General features: G+C 50.0%; 17 protein-coding genes. 11 read left to right on the plus strand and 6 right to left on the minus strand.

All coding sequences use genetic code 11. The annotated features are described in order from the left end of the window. Window positions 1-55: 55 nt before the first annotated feature. Window positions 56-1,753: an NAD(P)/FAD-dependent oxidoreductase gene (locus tag H6F51_15845; GenBank protein ID MBD1823954.1), complete on the plus strand. Its 1,698-nt coding sequence runs from the start codon at window positions 56-58 to the stop codon at window positions 1,751-1,753. A gap of 415 nt (window positions 1,754-2,168) precedes the next feature. Further along, window positions 2,169-3,362, plus strand: coding sequence for a SpoIID/LytB domain-containing protein (locus H6F51_15850; GenBank protein ID MBD1823955.1), 1,194 nt, complete (start codon window positions 2,169-2,171; stop codon window positions 3,360-3,362). Between the two features lie 19 nt (window positions 3,363-3,381). Here the strand turns inward: H6F51_15850 and H6F51_15855 are convergent, their stop codons facing one another. Next, window positions 3,382-4,638: a hypothetical protein gene (locus H6F51_15855; protein ID MBD1823956.1), complete on the minus strand. Its 1,257-nt coding sequence runs from the start codon at window positions 4,636-4,638 to the stop codon at window positions 3,382-3,384. Window positions 4,639-4,779: 141 nt separating this feature from the next. Between H6F51_15855 and H6F51_15860 the strand changes: the two genes are divergently transcribed. Together H6F51_15860 and gatC are read left to right on the plus strand one after the other, a co-directional pair. Continuing rightward, window positions 4,780-5,301: a photosystem I assembly protein Ycf3 gene (locus tag H6F51_15860; protein ID MBD1823957.1), complete on the plus strand. Its 522-nt coding sequence runs from the start codon at window positions 4,780-4,782 to the stop codon at window positions 5,299-5,301. 21 nt (window positions 5,302-5,322) lie between these two features. Further along, window positions 5,323-5,610: an Asp-tRNA(Asn)/Glu-tRNA(Gln) amidotransferase subunit GatC gene (gatC, locus tag H6F51_15865; protein MBD1823958.1), complete on the plus strand. Its 288-nt coding sequence runs from the start codon at window positions 5,323-5,325 to the stop codon at window positions 5,608-5,610. Here gatC and H6F51_15870 read toward each other — a convergent pair. Next, window positions 5,607-6,305, minus strand: a complete 699-nt coding sequence (locus H6F51_15870) for a DUF559 domain-containing protein (GenBank protein MBD1823959.1) — start codon at window positions 6,303-6,305, stop codon at window positions 5,607-5,609. The genes gatC and H6F51_15870 overlap by 4 nt on opposite strands. A 41-nt stretch (window positions 6,306-6,346) precedes the next feature. On the opposite strand from H6F51_15870, the gene uraH reads away from it, so the two are divergent. The 5 genes from uraH to H6F51_15895 all read left to right on the plus strand — a co-directional run bounded on the left by uraH (window position 6,347) and on the right by H6F51_15895 (window position 11,929). Further along, window positions 6,347-6,706, plus strand: coding sequence for a hydroxyisourate hydrolase (uraH, locus tag H6F51_15875; GenBank protein ID MBD1823960.1), 360 nt, complete (start codon window positions 6,347-6,349; stop codon window positions 6,704-6,706). 323 nt (window positions 6,707-7,029) lie between these two features. Next, window positions 7,030-8,280 carry a glycoside hydrolase family 10 protein gene (locus tag H6F51_15880; protein MBD1823961.1) on the plus strand — a complete coding sequence of 417 codons (1,251 nt, stop codon included), beginning with the start codon at window positions 7,030-7,032 and terminating at the stop codon, window positions 8,278-8,280. Window positions 8,281-8,340: 60 nt separating this feature from the next. Further along, window positions 8,341-9,258, plus strand: coding sequence for a bifunctional riboflavin kinase/FAD synthetase (locus tag H6F51_15885; GenBank protein ID MBD1823962.1), 918 nt, complete (start codon window positions 8,341-8,343; stop codon window positions 9,256-9,258). A 64-nt stretch (window positions 9,259-9,322) separates the two neighbouring features. After that, the gene (locus tag H6F51_15890; GenBank protein ID MBD1823963.1) at window positions 9,323-10,231 is read left to right on the plus strand and encodes a MoxR family ATPase; all 909 of its coding nucleotides are present in this window, start codon (window positions 9,323-9,325) and stop codon (window positions 10,229-10,231) included. Between the two features lie 216 nt (window positions 10,232-10,447). After that, a complete protein-coding gene (locus tag H6F51_15895; GenBank protein MBD1823964.1) occupies window positions 10,448-11,929 on the plus strand; it encodes a hypothetical protein in 1,482 nt (493 codons plus the stop codon). A 66-nt stretch (window positions 11,930-11,995) separates the two neighbouring features. Here H6F51_15895 and H6F51_15900 read toward each other — a convergent pair whose 3' ends face one another. Further along, the gene (locus tag H6F51_15900) at window positions 11,996-12,817 is read right to left on the minus strand and encodes a phytoene/squalene synthase family protein (GenBank protein MBD1823965.1); all 822 of its coding nucleotides are present in this window, start codon (window positions 12,815-12,817) and stop codon (window positions 11,996-11,998) included. A 162-nt stretch (window positions 12,818-12,979) separates the two neighbouring features. On the opposite strand from H6F51_15900, the gene H6F51_15905 reads away from it, so the two are divergent. Next, the gene (locus H6F51_15905; protein ID MBD1823966.1) at window positions 12,980-13,459 is read left to right on the plus strand and encodes an EVE domain-containing protein; all 480 of its coding nucleotides are present in this window, start codon (window positions 12,980-12,982) and stop codon (window positions 13,457-13,459) included. Window positions 13,460-13,511: 52 nt separating this feature from the next. Continuing rightward, window positions 13,512-15,308 carry a translational GTPase TypA gene (gene typA / locus H6F51_15910; protein ID MBD1823967.1) on the plus strand — a complete coding sequence of 599 codons (1,797 nt, stop codon included), beginning with the start codon at window positions 13,512-13,514 and terminating at the stop codon, window positions 15,306-15,308. 198 nt (window positions 15,309-15,506) lie between these two features. Here the strand turns inward: typA and H6F51_15915 are convergent, their stop codons facing one another. The 3 genes from H6F51_15915 to H6F51_15925 form a co-directional block, all read right to left on the minus strand. Continuing rightward, window positions 15,507-16,688, minus strand: coding sequence for an ATP phosphoribosyltransferase regulatory subunit (locus H6F51_15915; GenBank protein ID MBD1823968.1), 1,182 nt, complete (start codon window positions 16,686-16,688; stop codon window positions 15,507-15,509). A gap of 21 nt (window positions 16,689-16,709) precedes the next feature. Then, window positions 16,710-17,621, minus strand: a complete 912-nt coding sequence (locus H6F51_15920) for a tetratricopeptide repeat protein (protein MBD1823969.1) — start codon at window positions 17,619-17,621, stop codon at window positions 16,710-16,712. 99 nt (window positions 17,622-17,720) lie between these two features. Further along, a complete protein-coding gene (locus H6F51_15925; GenBank protein ID MBD1823970.1) occupies window positions 17,721-18,944 on the minus strand; it encodes a glycosyltransferase family 2 protein in 1,224 nt (407 codons plus the stop codon). Window positions 18,945-18,950: the final 6 nt, after the last annotated feature.

The following is an 18,950-nucleotide window of genomic DNA, read 5'->3' on the forward strand; positions in this document are numbered from 1 at the left end:
CGATCGGGGTTTTGTCTATCGTAAGCCGTAGAGCGATTTCTAAGAGCGATGCGATATGAACACGTATGACTTCATCCTGATTGGTGCAGGACACAATAGCTTGACCTGTGCTGCTTATCTCCTCAAAGCAGGCTATAAAGTCTTAATCCTCGAAAAGAACCCCATTCCGGGTGGAGCCGCAACGACCGAGCCATTCATGCCAGAAGTAGTATCTGGATTCAAGTTCAGCCCTTGCGCGATCGACCATCTTTTCATCCATTTAGGCCCAGTAGTGCGGGAATTAGAACTCGAAAAATATGGCTTAGAGTATCTTTTCTGCGATCACGTGGCGTTCTGTCCGCATCCTGACGGCAAGTATTTCTTTGCTCATCGATCGGTGGAAAAAACCTGTCAAGAAATCGCCCGCTACAGTCCTCGCGATGCTGAGAAATATGCTGAATTTAATGATTTCTGGCAGCGAGTGATCGGATTTTTGACTCCGATGTTTAACGCACCGCCAAAGTCGATCGTAGACATGGCAGGTAACTATGATCTTGAAAAGATTAAAGATCTCTTTTCATTGATAGGCGGAGGGGATCAAACACTCGACTTCATTCGATCGATGTTCACTAGCCCCATGGACATCATTGATGAGTATTTCGATTCAGAATTCCTCAAAGCTCCCTTAGCACGACTGGCAGCCGAACTGAGTACGCCACCTTCACAGAAAAATATGGCAGTCGGTTCGATTATGATGTCGCTGCGCCACAATCCTGGAATGGCACGTCCAAGAGGTGGAACCGGAGCCGTTACCGATGCACTGGTTCGCTGCGTCAACGATTTAGGTGGGGAAATTCTCGTTGATCGACCCGTCAAATCCGTTCTGATCGGAAACAATCGCGCAGAAGGTGTGCGGTTAATGAATGGGCAAGAATACCGCGCAAACATTGGCGTTATCTCCAGTCTAGATGCTCAGCGATTGTTCTTGAATTTAGTTGATCCAAGAGATGTGGATGCGGCTGATCCGAAGTTACGAGAGCGTGTAGCTCGAAGAATCACAAACCACAACGAGGCAATTCTAAAAATTGATTGCGCCTTGTCGGAAGCACCCAAATTTGTGAATCACAATCACCGTGATGAATATCTGATCGGATCAGTTCTGATTGCAGATTCAGTTGCTCAAGTTGAACTCGCACACACCGATCCGAACATTGGCAGAATTCCCCTTGAAGATCCTTCAATGTATGCCGTTGTTCCCAGTATGCGCGATCCATCTTTAGCGCCAGACGGCCAGCACGTTTTATGGATCGAATACTTTGTGCCCTATCAAATTGCGGGAGCTAACGGAACTGGACTTAAAGGCACAGGGTGGACAGAAGAACTAAAAAATCAGGTTGCCGATCGCGTCCTCGACAAACTGGCAGACTACGCACCAAACGTGAAATCCTCGGTTCTGGCACGTCGAATCGAAAGCCCACCCGAACTCGAAGAACGCATCGGGGTGCTGAAAGGCAACTACTACCACTTGGATATGACCTTCGATCAAATGATGTTTTTCCGACCGCTGCCAGAATTAGCAAACTATAAAACACCGATCGACGGATTATTTCTCACTGGAGCTGGAACGCATCCCGGCGGCTCAATTTCAGGATTGCCAGGACGCAACTGTGCGCGAGTGATTCTGCAATCACAGCGATCGCTTTCTCATACGCTCTCTGAAGTAGGCGACACCGTGAAATCAGCAGCACAATCTCTGTTTCGCGTAAATGAATGAGATCTGAATCTATTTAGCAATTTAGCAATATTGCTGTTCTGAGAGCGACGAGTGATGGCTGGTCGCTCTTCTTTGTGTTGAGGGTTGCGATCTTCAATCGCTTGCGGAACTATTCTGAACCGAGAACCGACATCGAAAAGGATTCGCAATTTAATCCGAGTTCGACAGGAACAGTTCGCCTCGATGAATCTGGGTAACCCCCTAAATCACAGCGACACTCTCCTCAACTCAAGGGTTCATTCCCAGAAAACTATGTAAAGAACCTCCACAATGGTATTTAAAGATTTAGTGTCTTCTTAAAACTCAACGCTTTTCATCACAAAGTAACGAATGTTATAACTTCTGCAAATCGAGGCAAATTGATCCTGACCGCTTGGCATGACCGCTGTTCGTTATTAATGAAACCCCTGTTGCAATGGTTAATCAAATGAATGCTCGATCGCTCCTCTCGCTGTTCACCTTTTTCCCGAAATCCTTCGGCTTGGCGCTGTTGATTTGGGCAGCCACGATGATGCCTGTTCGCGCTCAGAAATCCGTCGAGTTGCGCGTTGCGATCGAAAAGGACGTACCCCAAGTCAATGTCGGTAGCTCGGTCAACGCTCAAGTTCTCGATGGCGCTCAGCGCGTGGTCGGTGAAATTCAAGGTATGAACGGCTTTGCCGCCCAAGTCAAAAACGGGGGAGTCGCGCTCGATCGTTGGCAGTCCGGTGCATTGTGGATTGTTCCCAAAGACAAAAACGGGGTTGTGTGGATTGGCAATCGCTGGTATCGCGGTCGAGTCTATCTCGTTCCAACAGGGAAAGGACTGACCGCCGTGAACTACGTAGACCTAGAGCAATATTTATTTAGCGTTCTGGGTGCAGAAATGAACGGCAACTGGCCCCAAGAAGCGTTGAAAGCTCAAGCCGTTGCAGCCCGCAGCTATGCCCTGCACGAACGCCAAAACGCCAGAAACGGCATTTTCGACCTTGGTGATACTCAGGGTTGGCAGGTCTACAACGGACTGCAATCCGAATCTACCGGAACCCAGCAAGCCGTTCTAGCGACAACTGGACAAGTTTTAACCCATAACAATCGGGTCATCAACGCCGTGTTCCATTCGTCAGCAGGAGGCTGCACCGAGAATGTTGAAGATGTCTGGGTGCAAGCGCTACCCTACCTGCGAACGGTGCGAAATAATTTTGATCAAGGCTCACCCGTGAATGAATGGTCGAAAACCTTCACTACGGCTGAGATTGGCACTCGATTCGGCGTAGGGAATTTGCAGCGTATGGAGCCTGTGAAAACGACTCCAGTTTGCGGACGAGTTCAATCGATGCGGATCGTTGGCGATCGCGGCTCAAAAGTTGTGGACGGCGATGCGGTGCGATCGGCGTTGGGCTTGAGAAGTACGCTCTTCACCGTCGCGCCGCAGTTTCAACCTGTTGCCAGTAAAGGCGGACAAAAACAAGCCGTCGCTGGGTTTGTCATCAACGGTCGCGGTTTTGGTCACGGATTGGGCATGAGTCAGTGGGGAGCCTATAACATGGCACGCCAAAACTACAATTACCAGCAGATCTTGCAGCAGTATTATCTCAATACTGCACTGGCTCAAATTCAGGTGCAGTAACGGCACAGCGCCGAGTGGCTTACTGCTTGCCTTCTAAGCGGTGCTGCCACTCGGCATCGATTTGTGCTGAACGATCGATATCTTGTTCGATTAGGTCGCGATCGGTTGAGTAAATCAAATCGGATTGTTGAATCACCGTCTCAGCCGCAAATTGTTGAGCATAAGCGAGTTTGTGCTGAACGATCGGATCACTCTGCGCCAATTGCTTCGCCCGCAGTTCTCGGTTTCGGTTGCGGTCTAGAATTCTCTGATTGCGTCCTTTAATCGAGAAGTAGCGAACCCCTGGAATCAGAAGATACGCCGTACTATAACCGAGTCCAATAAACGCAAGCACTCTCAAAGCAGCAATTCCAATTCCAGCCGTCATTCCCGTGAGCACGATCGCCAGAATCAACAGTGCAACTCCCAGACCTGCGGCTAAGGTAATTTGTCCAGAACTTGCTTGACTAAATTGGTAAAGTGATTCGCGCAAGAAAGCAGGGAGCCACTGCCGTTCCTGCTGAGACACGGTAGTTTGCAGCGAGGGGAAATGATAAACGAATTGCCCATCGGGGCTTACTTCGGGTCGTCCGTCAAATTTGGTCAAGACGGGAAGCATGTACTGTTCAGATTCCTGCTCCGAAACTGTACCAACTGAGTCTAAAAACGGTGCAATCTGTTCTGCAATCACGGCTCCGCGATTGCTGCGGATCACGGCTGCGATCGATTGCCAGCGCCGCTCTTCTAGGTCTGCATTAGGATTGCCATCGCCAAATAAGAACGAGTAAATCGACTCCAGAAAGTTCAGGTCGCTATGTTGGCGATCGACCCGACGGCGATCGTAATCGGGCGTAAAAATCCAGAAAAAGTCGGGACTAAACCAAACCGTCGGCATCGAGAAATCGCCACCGCGATCGTCATCGCGATTGGAACTCAGGGCGATCGTCAGCGCCAGAATCGCTAGAAACGATGCCACGATTAGCAGCACCAGCACGACCCCAAACGACATCCGAATCAGGTAGAACAAAACGCGCCAAATTTTTTCCCAGGTTTCTTTCAGGCGGAGTCGAAAATCTTTATCGCGCAGAATGTCGCGAAAATTGCGCGGAAACTGATAAACAACTTCGCCAGATTCCGCCACCTGCAATTCTCCGTTTGCTTGGGAAGCGAGAGCAAGGAGTCCTTTTTCAGCAAAATTTACATTTAAGCCAGCTTGAGTAGCGACATCTCCGACCGTAGCGCGGTAGTTCAGAGATTCGATCGCTCTCAAAATGGCGGGATCAGGGGATGCGGTCATAAGAGGGTTCCTGAGCAGAATTTACTCTTTCTTTAGTTTAGCTTTCATGAAATTGTGTCGTCTTATGGATTGCCGAAGAAGCACGATCGATTGAGCGCTACACTAAAAAATGTCTTGCTGTATAACAAACACCTTTGCCTTATGTCTAGATCTCAACGCAACGACAACTTCATCGATAAAAGCTTCACCGTCATGGCGGATATCATTCTGAAAGTCTTTCCCGCCTCCCGTAAGGAAAAAGAAGCGTTTGCCTATTATCGTGATGGGATGTCGGCGCAAGCAGATGGTGAATACGCAGAAGCGCTCGAAAACTACGAAGAAGCGCTCAAACTCGAAGAAGACCCAAACGATCGCAGCTACGTTCTGTACAACATGGGTCTAATCTACGCCAGCAACGGCAATCACGAAAAAGCTTTGAGCTTGTATCATGAGGCGCTAGAAGAAAATCCCCGTCTGCCCCAAGCTTTGAATAACATCGCTGTGATCTATCACTATATGGGAGAAAGAGCGAAAGAAGACGGTAGGGAAGACGAAGGCGAAAAGCTATTTGATCAAGCAGCAGACTACTGGAAACAAGCGATTCTGCAAGCGCCGAACAACTACATTGAAGCGCAAAACTGGCTGAAAACGACGGGTCGATCGGACATCGATGTATACTTCTAAGCGGTTTTATTGGAGCGTCTCATGATCGATCGCGAACAAGTGCAAAAAGTGGCGCATCTTGCCCGACTGCAACTCACGCCTGAAGAAGAAGAAAAGTTCACCACGCAGTTGAACAATATTCTCGACTACTTTGAGCAGTTGAGCGAGTTAGATGTAAGTAATGTCCAACCCACAACGCGGGCGATCGATGTCAGCAACGTCGTGCGCGTCGATCGACATCAACCTTATGAAAATCGAGAAGCGATTTTAGAAGGGGCACCTGATCGAGACGGCGAATTCTTCAAAGTGCCAAAGATCGTGACGGGCTAGAGTACAAATTTGTCGTACCCACAATTCGCACATTTGATGTAGTGCCCCTGCCAGCGAACCAATTCGCCGCAGGTTGGGCAATGGAAGCTCAGATCGCCATTCATCAAGTTGGATTGTTGGGTACGTCGCTGTTTGAGCGATTCTTCTATGGGTTGGTGCTGCAATCGTTCCCGATAATTCTGTGTGGCGAGTTGTTGGGCTTGCTCTGCTGTCCAACGTCGATCGGGCTTCAGAGTCGGAACCTGGCGAAATGCAGACATGATTGAATTATCGTGACTTATTAGCGCGATCGTTGATGCAATAGCCTTACAGCAACTTGCAGGAGATTTAATCACTTGCGCTTCACTAAAGCGAATCACAATCCAACCGTGATCGGTGAAAAATTGATTGCGCGATCGATCTTTCGGGCAGTCGAGAAAATGGATCGGCTGGCGCGTGTCGTAGGTGTAAGGCTCGTCAACTTCGATATCAATGGCAAGAGCGCGATCGAGATAAGCGAAATCCGGCACATAAGGCTGCTGTAATTCCGGGCGTTTGACTAATAAACCCGTGTGAATCTTGCCGGGAAAGTAGCGCCATAAATCGCGCTCAAATTGGCTTTCTGATCGTCCGCGTGGTGGCTTATGATGAGTTCCGACTGGTGGCAACGGAGCGCGATCGACTTCCGGGAATAGAACCGTGGGCAACTTCTCCATGCTTCTATTGTGCCGCTGAAATTCAAGCGTGTGGAATTCACATGGGTAAGCTAACCACTCACGTTCTCGATACGGCTCAAGGCTGTCCGGCTGCGAATTTAACGATTGAACTTTGGGCGATCGAGCCGCAAACAGAGCAGAAAACGCATCTCAAAACAGTGACAACAAACGCTGACGGACGCACCGATAGCCCGATGTTGAATGAGTCAGAGATTAAAGTCGGAACCTATGAGCTAGTGTTTGTGATCGGAAACTACTTCGCAGCAAAATCCGTTAAAACCCCAGAACCTGCCTTTCTCGATCGTATTCCTATTCGGTTTGGAATTGCAGATGCGGATGCTCACTATCATGTGCCACTGCTGGCATCTCCTTGGTCATATAGCACCTACCGAGGCAGTTAACGCGACTTACTGCCGAATCTTCCAACAAATTCAGCAAAACCTGACGAGGGAGAAGTGCCCCCTATCCCCCAATACCATGAATAATTTAGGACTGCGCCACACAACCTGACAATACAGCCTGACAATCTCCGGGGCAACCGGAAGCGATCGGGCACCTCAAAGAGAATATTACGTCAGCGATGATGTCGATTCAATTGCGTCGATATGTTAGTCCAATGTCCTTCGCTAGCAATAAAAAGTTTTGACGAGCCGATCGCGTCTACCCTGATGCGCTGCCGCAATGCTTGTAAACTATGGCTGGTGCATTGGGTTTGTCCGTTTTGATGTTGATAGAGTTTCTCATGGCTATTCAGTTTCGCACCTTGTTACAGCATTGGAGAAAAGCGGTTCTCATTCCGTTGTTTTTGGTGTCCTTGCTCACAGTGATTCTGACTGAAACGCCTGGAATCGCTCAAACACCAGCAGTCCCGCCGGTTGGAACACCAGCAGTCCCGATCGTTCGTCCTGAAATTCGGGGCGTTTGGCTGACGCTGAACGATCTTGATGTGATGAAAGACCGCACAAAAGTCCAAGAGGCGATGAATCAACTGGGGCGCTTGAACTTCAATACCATTTACCCCGTGATTTGGAATTCTGGTTATGTGACCTATCCGAGTGCAGTCGCGCAGCGTCAGGGCATTCAGCCGTTTGTGTATCGGGGATCAGATGGTCATGACATTCTGGCGGATGTGGTCGATCGTGCTCACCGTCAAGGGCTGCTGGTTGTTCCCTGGTTTGAGTTTGGCTTTATGACTCCCCTAACTTCGGAACTCGCAGTCAATCACCCCGATTGGCTCACCGAACAGCGCAACGGTGTTCAAACTTCGATCAGTGGTGCAGGTGAAGTTGCTTGGCTCAATCCCTTTCATCCTGAAGTGCAACAGTTCATTACCTCGCTCGTGGTGGAGGTCATGACGCAGTACAACGTTGATGGGATTCAGTTTGACGACAATATGAGCCTGCCGCGTGAGTTCGGCTACGATGCGTACACGCGATCGCTCTACAAGAAAGAAACCAAAAAAGACGTACCCGCAAATCCAGCCGATCAAGCTTGGATGCGCTGGAGAGCGAACAAAATTACAGCTTTCATGGCGCAATTGGAAAAAGCCGTCAAAGATCGCAAATCAAACGCGATCGTCTCGATTTCTCCGAACTACTATGACTTTGCCTATAAATTCCATCTGCAAGACTGGCTCGCTTGGGTACGACAAGGGATTGCAGACGAGTTGATTGTGCAAGTGTATCGTCCGAATTTGCAGAGCTTTATCGAAAAGATTTCGCGTCCAGAAATTCAATTTGCCCAACAAAGAATCCCGACTGGCGTAGGCGTGTTTACAGGACAGCGAACGAATCCCGTTTCGATCTACCAAATTCAGGAGCAGACAAGAGCGGCACGCGATCGCGGCTTAGGAGTAGCGTACTTCTATTACGAAAGCCTTTGGGACGTTGCACCGGAGCCGGCAAATTACCGTCAGGCTGGGTTTGAAGCGTTGTTTCCGGCTCCAGCTTATCGATCGGGCGTTTCGATGAGGTAGTTGATTTTCTTCACCCCATCTCCTGAATCAATTCAGTCGATGTATGTCAAAATGTGAAGTGTGTGGATCACCTCTTCGCCGACTACTGCTTTAACTCCAACTGCCGTTGCTCTAGGAAATTTCGACGGCATTCATCTAGGGCATCGACAAGTAATTACGCCTGTCTTAAGTAACGATGGAATCTTGCATTCTACTGTTGTTACATTTAACCCTCATCCAAAAGAATTTTTTACCGGAGAGCATCGATCGCTCCTCACGCCGCACGAAGAAAAGGTACTGACGCTTGAGGAAATGGGCGTAGAGCAGCTTGTTTTACTGCCGTTTAATCGAGAATTAGCAAGTTTGTCTCCGCAGCGGTTTGTTGAAGAAATTGTGGTTCATCAGCTTCAGGCGCGTCGGGTTAGCGTTGGGGCTGATTTTTGCTTTGGATATAAGCGATCGGGAACCGCAGCAGATTTGCAAGCGATCGCGGCAACCTTTGGAGTTGAAGTAGCGATCGTGCCGCTCCTGCAAACTCATGGAGCGCGAATTAGCAGTTCTGCCATTCGAGAAGCATTGCTGTCTGGAGACTTGCACAATGCGAACCGAATGTTGGGACGATCGTATCGCTTGATCGGACAAGTCGTAACCGGACAGCAACTTGGGCGAACGATCGGCTTTCCGACTGCGAATTTACAACTTCTACCGCACAAACTCATACCACGACAAGGCGTTTATGCCGTCAGAGTTTTGGGTGTGGGTGCAACGGCAATCCTGGGCGTAATGAATATCGGCAATCGACCGACTGTAAACGGTATGAGTCAAACGATCGAGGTACATCTACTCGATTGGTCGGGCGATTTGTATGGCAAAACGCTGATTGTGAAACTCGAAGAATTCATCCGTTCAGAGCAGAAGTTTGCTTCGCTCGACGATCTCAAAGCGCAAATCAAAGCCGACTGCGACACTGCAAGAACCGCGCTCACAGCAATTTCCTAGAATTGTCGCCAGTCCTGGTAACCGTGGGTATGATCAACAGGACTTACCCGGTAGGAGTGCCCCGATGAGAGCGCGAATTGAGCAGTTAACGCAGCATTTGAGTTTAGCGATCGTCGGCAAGCAAGAAGCAATTCAACTGGTTCTCGTCGCGCTACTCTCTGGGGGTCATGCGCTATTAGAAGATGTCCCAGGGGTGGGCAAAACACTGCTGGCAAAATCCTTGGCACGATCAATCAACGGCAAGTTTCAGCGGCTCCAATGCACACCGGACTTACTGCCAACGGATGTCACCGGGACAAATATTTGGAATCCCCGTACCGGCGAGTTTGAGTTCATGGCAGGGCCAATCTTTGCCAATGTGCTCTTAGCTGACGAGATTAACCGCGCTACTCCAAGAACTCAATCGGCACTGCTAGAAGTGATGGAGGAGCAGCAAGTGACGATCGACGGCGTTTCGCGCAAAGTTCCCACTCCGTTTTTCGTCATCGCCACTCAGAACCCGGCTGAATATCAAGGCACGTTTCCTCTCCCGGAAGCGCAGATGGATCGGTTTGCCTTGTCGTTATCGCTTGGATATCCCACCGAGTCCGAAGAACTCCAAATGTTAGAGCGCTTGCAGTCGGGTCAACGGGTGCAAGATCTGCCGCCTTGCATCAGTGTCGAAGAGATTCGCGAATTACAAGTCCTATGTTCTCAGGTTCGGGTGGAATCCTCGCTTCAGCACTACATTTTGAATTTAGTCCGATCGACCCGCCAAGACGAGGAAATCCTTTTAGGCGTTAGCCCACGCGGAACTGTGGCACTTCAAAAAGCGGTACAAGCCTTCGCCTTCCTCGAAGGTCGAGACTACGCGATCCCGGATGATGTTAAAGCGATCGCGCCTCACGTTCTCTCGCACCGAATCATTGCAGCCAGTGGTATTCGATCGCGAATCATTGTTGATCGATTGCTGCGGTCGATCGCGATTCCATAAAATAGCAGTATTGCTTTTGAACCGTTGATTACCGCTCAATTTCTGAAGTAAATGTTCGTTTTCTTCCAAGACTTGATAAGTTAAGTGGACGCATGACAGAAATTTAGAAGAAAACGTTCATTTTTTCACAACTGTCGCTATAACTGTATATCATTCAATGTTTCTCGTTGTAGAAACGCTGCTGTGCTGAGTTGATCACGTCTTGCAGGTTATCCCATGAGTGAAGCTGAAAACCAAAACCTCCCTTCTGTCCCTTCTGATCCAGTCGAGAACCCATCCGAAACCGAAAAGGGCTGGACGACCGTAAATTTTCCCAATGCGATCGATGTCGATACCATTCCAGAAGCCGAGCCAGAACCCTCACAGGTGGGTCTCCGCATCCGAGATTTAGAACAGCACAATCATCGATTGCGATCGCGGGTGTCGGAGTTAGAATTTGCCCTTGGAGAAGCCCACGCCACTTTGAGAGCTGAAACCAAACGGTTTGAGACGCAGATCAGCACTCAACAAGCTGAAGCAGAACAGCGATCGACCCGCTTCACTCACCTGACTCAACAGCAAGCGACCATGATCGCAAAACAGCGTCAGGCGTTAAATGCGTCGCGCCAGAGATTGCAAGACCAAGAAGCGCAGATCGCGGAGCAGCTTCAAACCACTAAAACCGCTCAAACCGAAGTCAATCAACTGGCTCAGAGCTTAGAACAAGCTCATCAAGCTCAACAAAAGCAGCAAATTCTGATCGAAACGCTAGCCGCACAACTCGAAGCTAGCCAAACTCAGGTGGCCCAGTTAGAGCGCGATTGTGCCCTCACCCAGCAGCGCTACGACGATCAAATTCAGCAATTGCGCCAGTCTGAGAACGCTTGTCGGGACTTGCGATCGCGCCTCCATCGTCAGCAGCAATACACCTTGCAATTCAAAGCTGCACTAGAAAAATGCCTCGATGTTTCTGCGACTCAAAAAATTGAAGAGTCAGTTGATTACGCAATCTCACAGAGCGAGTCTCAGTGCGAATCAGTTAGCTTTATCAAGGCACAGCCTGTTCAGCCCTGGTCTACCACGCTCGATCAGCAAGCTTGGGAATCCGAAACGGTAAACACCTTTGTCCCACCTGAAAGCGCCTGGGCAGTGGCTCCCGATGATGACAGTCTCTTCGAGGAAGAACCCGAAACAACCGCGACTGAAGCCGTTGAGATTAACCACGAAACGATCGAGCACGAAGTGATTGAGATGGCAGAGCCAGAACTGATCGTCGTGCATCCGCCGCTCAGCTACACGATCGCGCGATCGACTTCCGAAGAAAAGCCCAGCGTTCATCACAATATTGATTTGTTCTTGCCCAACGCCAGTAAATCTCTAGTCGTTGAGCCTTCTCTAACGGTTGAGGCTTCTGAGGAGGATGAACCGACTGTTGTTCCAGAAATGCCTACGCTCGAATCGCTTCCGGTTGAGGAGCCGGAGATCGAAGAGATCGCTGCAAATCCGTTTAGCTTAGGGCTGCCGCTGATGGATGAGCCGGCGATCTCCTCTGCTTCGCCGTTCATTACGCTCAGTGCCATCGATCGCACCCTTGAGCCGATCGATGTTTTGACTTCAGAAAGTAGCCCATCGCCGATTGTGTATCCACAGCGATCGCAGAAGAAACGAGAGTCACTTGCAGCGGTTGAGCTACCGAGCTTTCCGAAGCCACATTCCTAAGTTGATGATGGAAAATCCCCTAGGGAGAAGTAGCCTATGTTTCTCTCTACGGGATTTTCGATCGAATTAACTCACTTTTGTCGCTTGCTGAACCAATTCCAACACTTCCGATCTCGTTAACTTCTCGGCTCCATGCTGCATTGCATCCAGACTCGCATGAGCTAGCATTAAAATAATGCGGCAGAAATCCAAAGCCGGACTCGTTTCTGGAAGAGAGGCGACATACGCATTTGCAAGCTCAAGCTGACGACGAGAATAAGCCTGCATTTCAATATTTGTCCAACCCTCTGGGTAAAACGTCACGCCGCGAGTGGAGTCTTCGCTATGATTGCGGAGAATATTCACCGACTGCAAGCCGCGCCCAAACCCGATCGCTTCAATTCGATCGGTCTTCGTGCCGTCATACCACGCCCACAAATCCGACAGCAGCAATCCCACCGATCCCGCAACGCTAAAGGTGTACTGGTCGAGTTCCGTTTGCGTGTGCACCTCCCAGTTGCAGTCTGCCCAGTGCGCCATGCGATCGGACATGGTTGAAATCGCTTCCCAAATTCGCGGGGCAATGCCCGAGGGCGCATAGGACAGCCACTCATCGATACGCAGGGTAACTTCTTCAAGGTAGGCTAATTCTGAAGCAAAAATCGGGCGAAAGTCTTCCGCCGTAAATCCGCGATCGCCTGCCTGCAAAACTAAGCTAATCTGCCGCAGCATTCGTGCTTTCACCGCATTGTCCAGGGTCGGATGGTCTTCGATCTGGTCGATCGCTCTCATACAGAGATACGCCGAGGCAACTGCTTCTTGCAGTCCGGCAGGCAATCGACTGATTGGAATGTAAAAGGTGCGGCTCGTTTCTTTTAACACATCCAAAGCGCTTTTATCTAAGTTCATGCGATGTTCACTCCTCTCTCGAAACTTTTATATCAGGTTGCGTTCTCGAAAAACTGTTTCTCCAGATTCGATGTAGCAAACTAGGGAGATTTGACATTTAGCAACACTTTCAGATCGATGACCGAGGGTGCGGTAGACTGCCCGCAGAATTGGGACGATGTGATGCAGTATTGGTTAATGAAATCAGAGCCAGCCGTTTATTCAATTACCGACTTAGAGCGCGATCGCGTCACCGTTTGGGATGGCGTTCGTAACTACCAAGCCCGCAATTATCTGAGATCGATGACATCGGGAGATGTCGCTTTTTTCTATCATTCCAATGCAAATCCTCCTGGGGTTGCAGGCTTAATGAAGATTGTGGAATCTAATATCGCAGATCCGACCCAGTTTGATCCCGATAGCAAATATTACGACGCGAAATCGCCGATCGAGTCTCCCCGGTGGCAGACCGTGCAAGTTGAGTTTATAAAGAAATTGCCGTTGATTTCGCTCGATCGCTTGCGTCAGACCTTCACGCCAGATGAACTCGCAGTCGTGCGCCAGGGCAATCGATTATCCGTGCTGCCTGTGGCGGATGAAATTGCCGATCGAATTTTGGCATTAGTTTCTGATCAAATTCCCAACTTAACGCGAAGCCGTTAGGATAGAATTGTTAAGCCTTTTTACGAATTCTTGCACCCTAACGGTCGTTTTTATGACTCTTCCCATTCGGAACGTTGCCATCATTGCTCACGTTGACCACGGTAAAACTACGCTTGTCGATGCTCTTCTTAAGCAAGCGGGAACGTTCCGCGAGGGAGAGGAAGTCCCGGACTGCGTGATGGACTCGAACGATCTCGAACGTGAGCGGGGCATTACGATTTTGTCGAAAAATACAGCAGTTCGCTACAAAGAGACGCTGATTAATATTGTGGATACGCCTGGGCACGCAGACTTCGGTGGTGAAGTTGAGCGCGTTCTCGGCATGGTTGATGGCTGCCTCTTGATTGTCGATGCCAACGAAGGCCCGATGCCGCAGACGCGATTCGTGCTGAAGAAAGCGCTAGAAAAAGGACTGCGCCCGATCGTCTTTGTCAACAAAATCGATCGTCCCCGCGCCAACCCGATGATTGCAGTCGATAAGGTGCTGGATCTATTCATCGAACTCGGCGCAGATGATGACCAGTGCGAGTTCCCGTACTTATTTGGTTCTGGTTTGGCAGGATTTGCAAAAGATACGCTGGAAGAAGAGGCAAGCGATATGCAGGCACTCTTTAATGCGATTTTGCGCCACGTTCCACCGCCAGTCGGAGATGTAACCAAGCCCCTTCAGCTACAAGTCACCACGCTAGATTATTCCGATTACCTCGGTCGAATTGTGATCGGTAAGATTCACAATGGCTCGATCCGAATGGGTCAGCAAGCAGCGATCGTCACAGAAACCGGAGAAATCGTCAAGTCGAAGATCTCGAAGCTGATGGGCTTTGAGGGACTGAAGCGGATCGAAATTGAAGAAGCTACGGCTGGAAATCTCGTTGCCGTTGCCGGATTTGCTAATGCCAACATTGGGGAAACGATTACTGATCCCAACGATCCGCAGGCATTACCGTTGATTAAAGTTGATGAACCAACTTTGCAGATGACCTTTTCGGTAAACGACTCACCGTTTGCCGGTCAAGAAGGCAGTTTCGTTACGTCGCGGCAATTGCGCGATCGCTTGTATCGGGAACTCGAAACCAACGTAGCTCTCCGGATCGAAGATACCGATTCGCCGGATAAACTCTCGGTGTCTGGTCGAGGCGAGTTGCACTTAGGCATCCTAATCGAAACGATGCGTCGGGAAGGCTATGAGTTCCAAGTGTCTCAGCCGCAAGTGATTTTCCGTGAGATTAATGGTCAACCTTGTGAGCCGTTTGAAACCTTGATTCTAGATGTCCCAGAAGAATCAGTCGGTGGCTGTATTGAGCGCCTTGGACAGCGTAAGGGCGAAATGCAGGATATGCAGGTCGGAACCAACGGACGCACGAATCTAGAATTTGTGATTCCGGCGCGGGGTCTGATTGGTTTCCGGGGTGAGTGTATGCGGCTGACACGCGGCGCGGGCATCGTTAACCACAGTTTCTTAGAGTATCGTCCGATCAGTGGCGCGATCGAAGCGCGTCGTAACGGTGTTCTGATCTCGTTTGAAGAAGGAGTCGCAACCTTCTACGCGATGCAAAACGCTGAAGATCGGGGCGTGTTCTTTATTCGTCCTGGCACCAAGGTCTACAAGGGCATGATTTTGGGTGAACACAATCGACCCCAAGATCTCGAACTCAATGTCTGTAAAACGAAGCAATTGACTAACCACCGCGCATCGGGGGGTGAAGAATTGGTGCAGTTGAAAGAGCCGATCGACATGAGCCTAGAACGCGCTCTGGAGTACATCGGGCCGGATGAACTGCTAGAAGTCACCCCTGAATCGATTCGATTGCGGAAAGTGGCGAAAGCGAAGAAGTTAGCGAAGAAGTAATGGAGTCCCTCGCTTCGGTTTAAGCGGGTTGTGCCCCCTAAATCCTCCATTCTGGGCAGATTTAGGGGGCATCTCCTTAATCTCCCACGAGTGGGGAATATGGGAGCTTCCCGGAGTCGTAATCGAAGCAAGCCTCTATCAAACTAGGGTTTACACAATAGAAAAGGAGCGATCGATAAAAGTTCGATCGCTCCTTTTCTATTTTTCTAAGACAACCTCTCCATCTGCCTGAACCCAAGCGATCTGAGAAATTCGTCGTTGTTCTGCGTAGGCTCGAATCTCCTCGCGAGTTGCAGAACTCAAATCCACTTCAACTTGATCGCCGGATTGCCGCAACTTCTGAGCATGGGCAAACGCCAACTGCGGAACCTCCGACACGACCAGCCAATCACACGCTGGCGTTTGCTTCGGTAACTGTCCGGTGGTCAGCAACAATTGATGCAGATTTTCAAGCTGAAGCGAAAAGCCGATCCCCGGAATCGATTCGCCTTGCGGGTGAAACTGTCCGAGCAAGCGATCGTATCTTCCGCCCTGTCCAAGCACCACTTGCCCAGATTGCGCTACCACTTCAAACACAATGCCGGTGTAGTAATCAAACGTGCGAATCAAGCTTAAATCCAGCACCAAATGAACTTCTACACTGACTTGTAGGAGTTCGATTAGAGATTTGAGATCACTGACGATCGAGCGTTCTGTCTCATTCAGGTTCAAACTGCTGACTTTTTGGAGAACATCCGTGGGTTTACCGCGCAGATCCAGCAGCAGCAACGCTCGATCGCGTAGCTCATCCGATAATGGTAAGGCTTCCAATCCAAGTCGATCGAGATGGGCAATGGCGTGACGTACCTTAGAGCGGATTGCTTCAGGAAAAGCAGAGAGCAGAGATCGCGTTAATCCCGCCTCACCTAAAATCAACTGTCCAGGAAGATCGAGACTCTTTAAACAGTCCATTAATAGCAAGAGAATCTCGGCATCCGATCGCAGACCGCCACCGCCCAGTAATTCGACTCCCGCTTGATAAAACTCTTGCTGACGGCTATGGCTGCCTTCTTCAGCGCGACGAAACACATTCGCGTTGTAATAAAGCCGTTGGGGAAACGTACTATTTGACAACCGAGTGGCAACCGTGCGGGCGATCGAAGCGGTCAATTCCGGGCGTAAACCAAGGGGATCTTCTTCAAGCTGATGTAATTGAATCACCGTCGATCGTTCGATCGCGCCGCCTGCCATGAGCGTATCCAGGCGTTCCAACGTCGAGGTAATAATCCGGTGATAGCCCCAACCGTGAAATACTTGCTGGAGCCGATCTTCAATCCAACGTTTTTGCGCGACATCGAGAGGCAGGAGATCGCGTGCGCCTGCGGGGGGCTGGTAAACCATTGAGTCTTTATGAGATAAGCGTTACTTTTTCTTGCCGAAAAGACCGCCAAACAGACTACCGCTAGATTTTGTTGTGGGCTTGGCTGCGGGTTTACTCTCTGGCAGTTTTGCTGCTGGAGGTTCGAGCTTTTGTTTGCCCTCAAGCGCGATCGGGTCTTGCGGATTGATGGAGAGCGCTTTGTTGAAATGAATTCTCGCCATCGTCGGTTGATTTTGCCGCAAATACACCACACCCATTAAACTGTGACAGCGGCTACTGTTTGGCTCAATTTTTAGGGCATCTCGCAATTCTATCGTTGCTTGGACATAATTTCCCTTTGCCATGAATCCTTCTGCGCGACGGTAATACTGATCGTTGAGCGATTCGATCGGAGTAGGAGCGGCTTGAGTGGGCGCTTTTGTTGACGTAGAAGTCGTGGTGTAGATTTGACTTCTGGGTGTGCTGCCCTCGGAAGCGCCTTCTCTCATCACCAGATATGCCAAATTCAGTTCGCTAATTTGGGCGGTGAGTTCGATCGCTTGGTCTAGCTGCTCGTATTGTCGATCGGACAAGTCCTTCAGGGCAGTGCGGTAGAAATAGTCAGCGTTGCTAGAAGACAAAAGCTGCCGTGCAAGACTACTACCAAAGTCGAGTTCGTGACGTTTGCGGGCGGCTCCTTGGCCTTTCATCTTCAGCACCAGCAGATGGTCGGTGCGGTTTTTTTCTTGAGAAAGATTCTGCCAAGCTGGATTGACCAATTTGGATAACAGTTGTTCGGCAAGCTGTTTATCACACCCAAGCTCTGCAACACAGCTATCTGGATGCAGGCGGCGGGCAATCTTCAGGTATTGTTTGCGGATTTCTTTAACCTCTGCCTCGATCGAAACTCCTAAAATCGCGTGAAAATCGGAGAAGTCTAGCAGAAACAGTCCGCGATCAATCTGAAAGCTCATGGGTTAACCTGTGATGTCGAGGAACAAAAACAGCGAACAGTGCGTTCGCCGTCTTTATAGTTCCTTTAAATCGGCAAAGCGCGACATCGACAGGTCAACCTATTTGCGCCGCACATCCGTCACGCGCCAACTGAGCTTGAGGTTAATCCAGAAATTCCAGAAGGTGACAAGCACGATCGCGATCGGTTTAGCAATAAATTCATTGATGCCAAAGACATCGTGAAACAGGCTCACAATCAGCGCTTGCAGAATGATCCCCATCAAACAAATCATGTTGAATTTGAGGAAGCGCTTAAATCGCTGGCGTTTTCCAGGCTGCCCCCGCGAAATATCCCCAAATGTCCACAAGTCATTCCAGAGGAAGTTATTCACAACCGCCAGTTCAGCCGAGAGGATCGTACTGCGAGCGATCCCCAAGCCGAAATGCACTCTGAGCAGATAGAACGCTGCCATATCGACGAACACGCCAGTGAATCCCACCAAGCCAAACCGTAAGAAGCGCCCGAACTGGAACTTCTCGCGCAGTCGTCCGATTCTGCCTCGCGATCGCAGCTTTCCAAGGTGCATCAAGTATTCAACATACTGCCGCCAAGTGACCTTACTTTCACCTTCTTGTCGCTCTTGAAACACGTAGCCGACCTCGGTAACGCGATCAACTTGTCCCCGACCGAGAACTTCTAACAGAATTTTGTAGCCGAGCGGACTCATCAGACATTCCGCGATCGCGCTGCGTCTCACCATAAAATAGCCGCTCATTGGATCAGACACCCGCCCGACCACGTTCGGCAAGATCATCAAGCCGAGTAGCTGCGCTCCCCGCGACAACATTCGACGAATAAAGCCCCAGTCGCTCGTGCCCCCACCTTCGATGTGACGACTCGCAACCGCGAGATCGGCACCATTTTTCACTGCCTGAATCAGCTTCAGCAAAACTTCTGGCGGATGCTGCAAATCTCCATCGATCACCCCCAACAGTTGACCCTGTGCAGCCTGCCAACCTCGAATCACGGCGGTTGATAAACCGCGCTCGCCCTGTCGCCGCATCACCCGTAAATTCGGATACTCTGCGGTCATCTGCTGCGCGATTTCCCAGGTGCGATCGGGGCTATCGTCGTCCACGATGATTAATTCGTAATCATTCGGGAGCGCATGATCAAGCAATCCCGATAACACTCGTACCACCTGTTCGATATTCCGCCCTTCGTTGTAAGTCGGAACCACCAGCGAAAAGTAGATCGGCTTGGCGGGTCGTTCGGTTTCTGGAGCATACGGAATCTTTAACTCACCAGAGGGCGGCAACAAAAGTGAAGGAGGCACAATCATGACGTA

The sequence above is a fragment of the Cyanobacteria bacterium FACHB-DQ100 genome, from assembly GCA_014695195.1.
GTDB lineage: Bacteria > Cyanobacteriota > Cyanobacteriia > Leptolyngbyales > Leptolyngbyaceae > Leptolyngbya.

Bases quoted from the DNA above. Each gene is read 5' to 3' on its own strand.
- H6F51_15845 (MBD1823954.1), top strand. From the start codon at position 56: ATGAACACGTATGACTTCATCCTGATTGGTGCAGGACACAATAGCTTG.
- H6F51_15925 (MBD1823970.1), bottom strand. From the start codon at position 18,944: ATGATTGTGCCTCCTTCACTTTTGTTGCCGCCCTCTGGTGAGTTAAAG.
- H6F51_15920 (MBD1823969.1), bottom strand. From the start codon at position 17,621: ATGAGCTTTCAGATTGATCGCGGACTGTTTCTGCTAGACTTCTCCGAT.
- H6F51_15855 (MBD1823956.1), bottom strand. From the start codon at position 4,638: ATGACCGCATCCCCTGATCCCGCCATTTTGAGAGCGATCGAATCTCTG.
- H6F51_15880 (MBD1823961.1), top strand. From the start codon at position 7,030: ATGTTGATAGAGTTTCTCATGGCTATTCAGTTTCGCACCTTGTTACAG.
- uraH (MBD1823960.1), top strand. From the start codon at position 6,347: ATGGGTAAGCTAACCACTCACGTTCTCGATACGGCTCAAGGCTGTCCG.
- H6F51_15850 (MBD1823955.1), top strand. From the start codon at position 2,169: ATGGTTAATCAAATGAATGCTCGATCGCTCCTCTCGCTGTTCACCTTT.
- H6F51_15895 (MBD1823964.1), top strand. From the start codon at position 10,448: ATGAGTGAAGCTGAAAACCAAAACCTCCCTTCTGTCCCTTCTGATCCA.
- H6F51_15900 (MBD1823965.1), bottom strand. From the start codon at position 12,817: ATGAACTTAGATAAAAGCGCTTTGGATGTGTTAAAAGAAACGAGCCGC.
- H6F51_15870 (MBD1823959.1), bottom strand. From the start codon at position 6,305: ATGGAGAAGTTGCCCACGGTTCTATTCCCGGAAGTCGATCGCGCTCCG.
- H6F51_15890 (MBD1823963.1), top strand. From the start codon at position 9,323: ATGAGAGCGCGAATTGAGCAGTTAACGCAGCATTTGAGTTTAGCGATC.
- H6F51_15915 (MBD1823968.1), bottom strand. From the start codon at position 16,688: ATGGTTTACCAGCCCCCCGCAGGCGCACGCGATCTCCTGCCTCTCGAT.
- H6F51_15905 (MBD1823966.1), top strand. From the start codon at position 12,980: ATGCAGTATTGGTTAATGAAATCAGAGCCAGCCGTTTATTCAATTACC.
- gatC (MBD1823958.1), top strand. From the start codon at position 5,323: ATGATCGATCGCGAACAAGTGCAAAAAGTGGCGCATCTTGCCCGACTG.
- H6F51_15860 (MBD1823957.1), top strand. From the start codon at position 4,780: ATGTCTAGATCTCAACGCAACGACAACTTCATCGATAAAAGCTTCACC.
- typA (MBD1823967.1), top strand. From the start codon at position 13,512: ATGACTCTTCCCATTCGGAACGTTGCCATCATTGCTCACGTTGACCAC.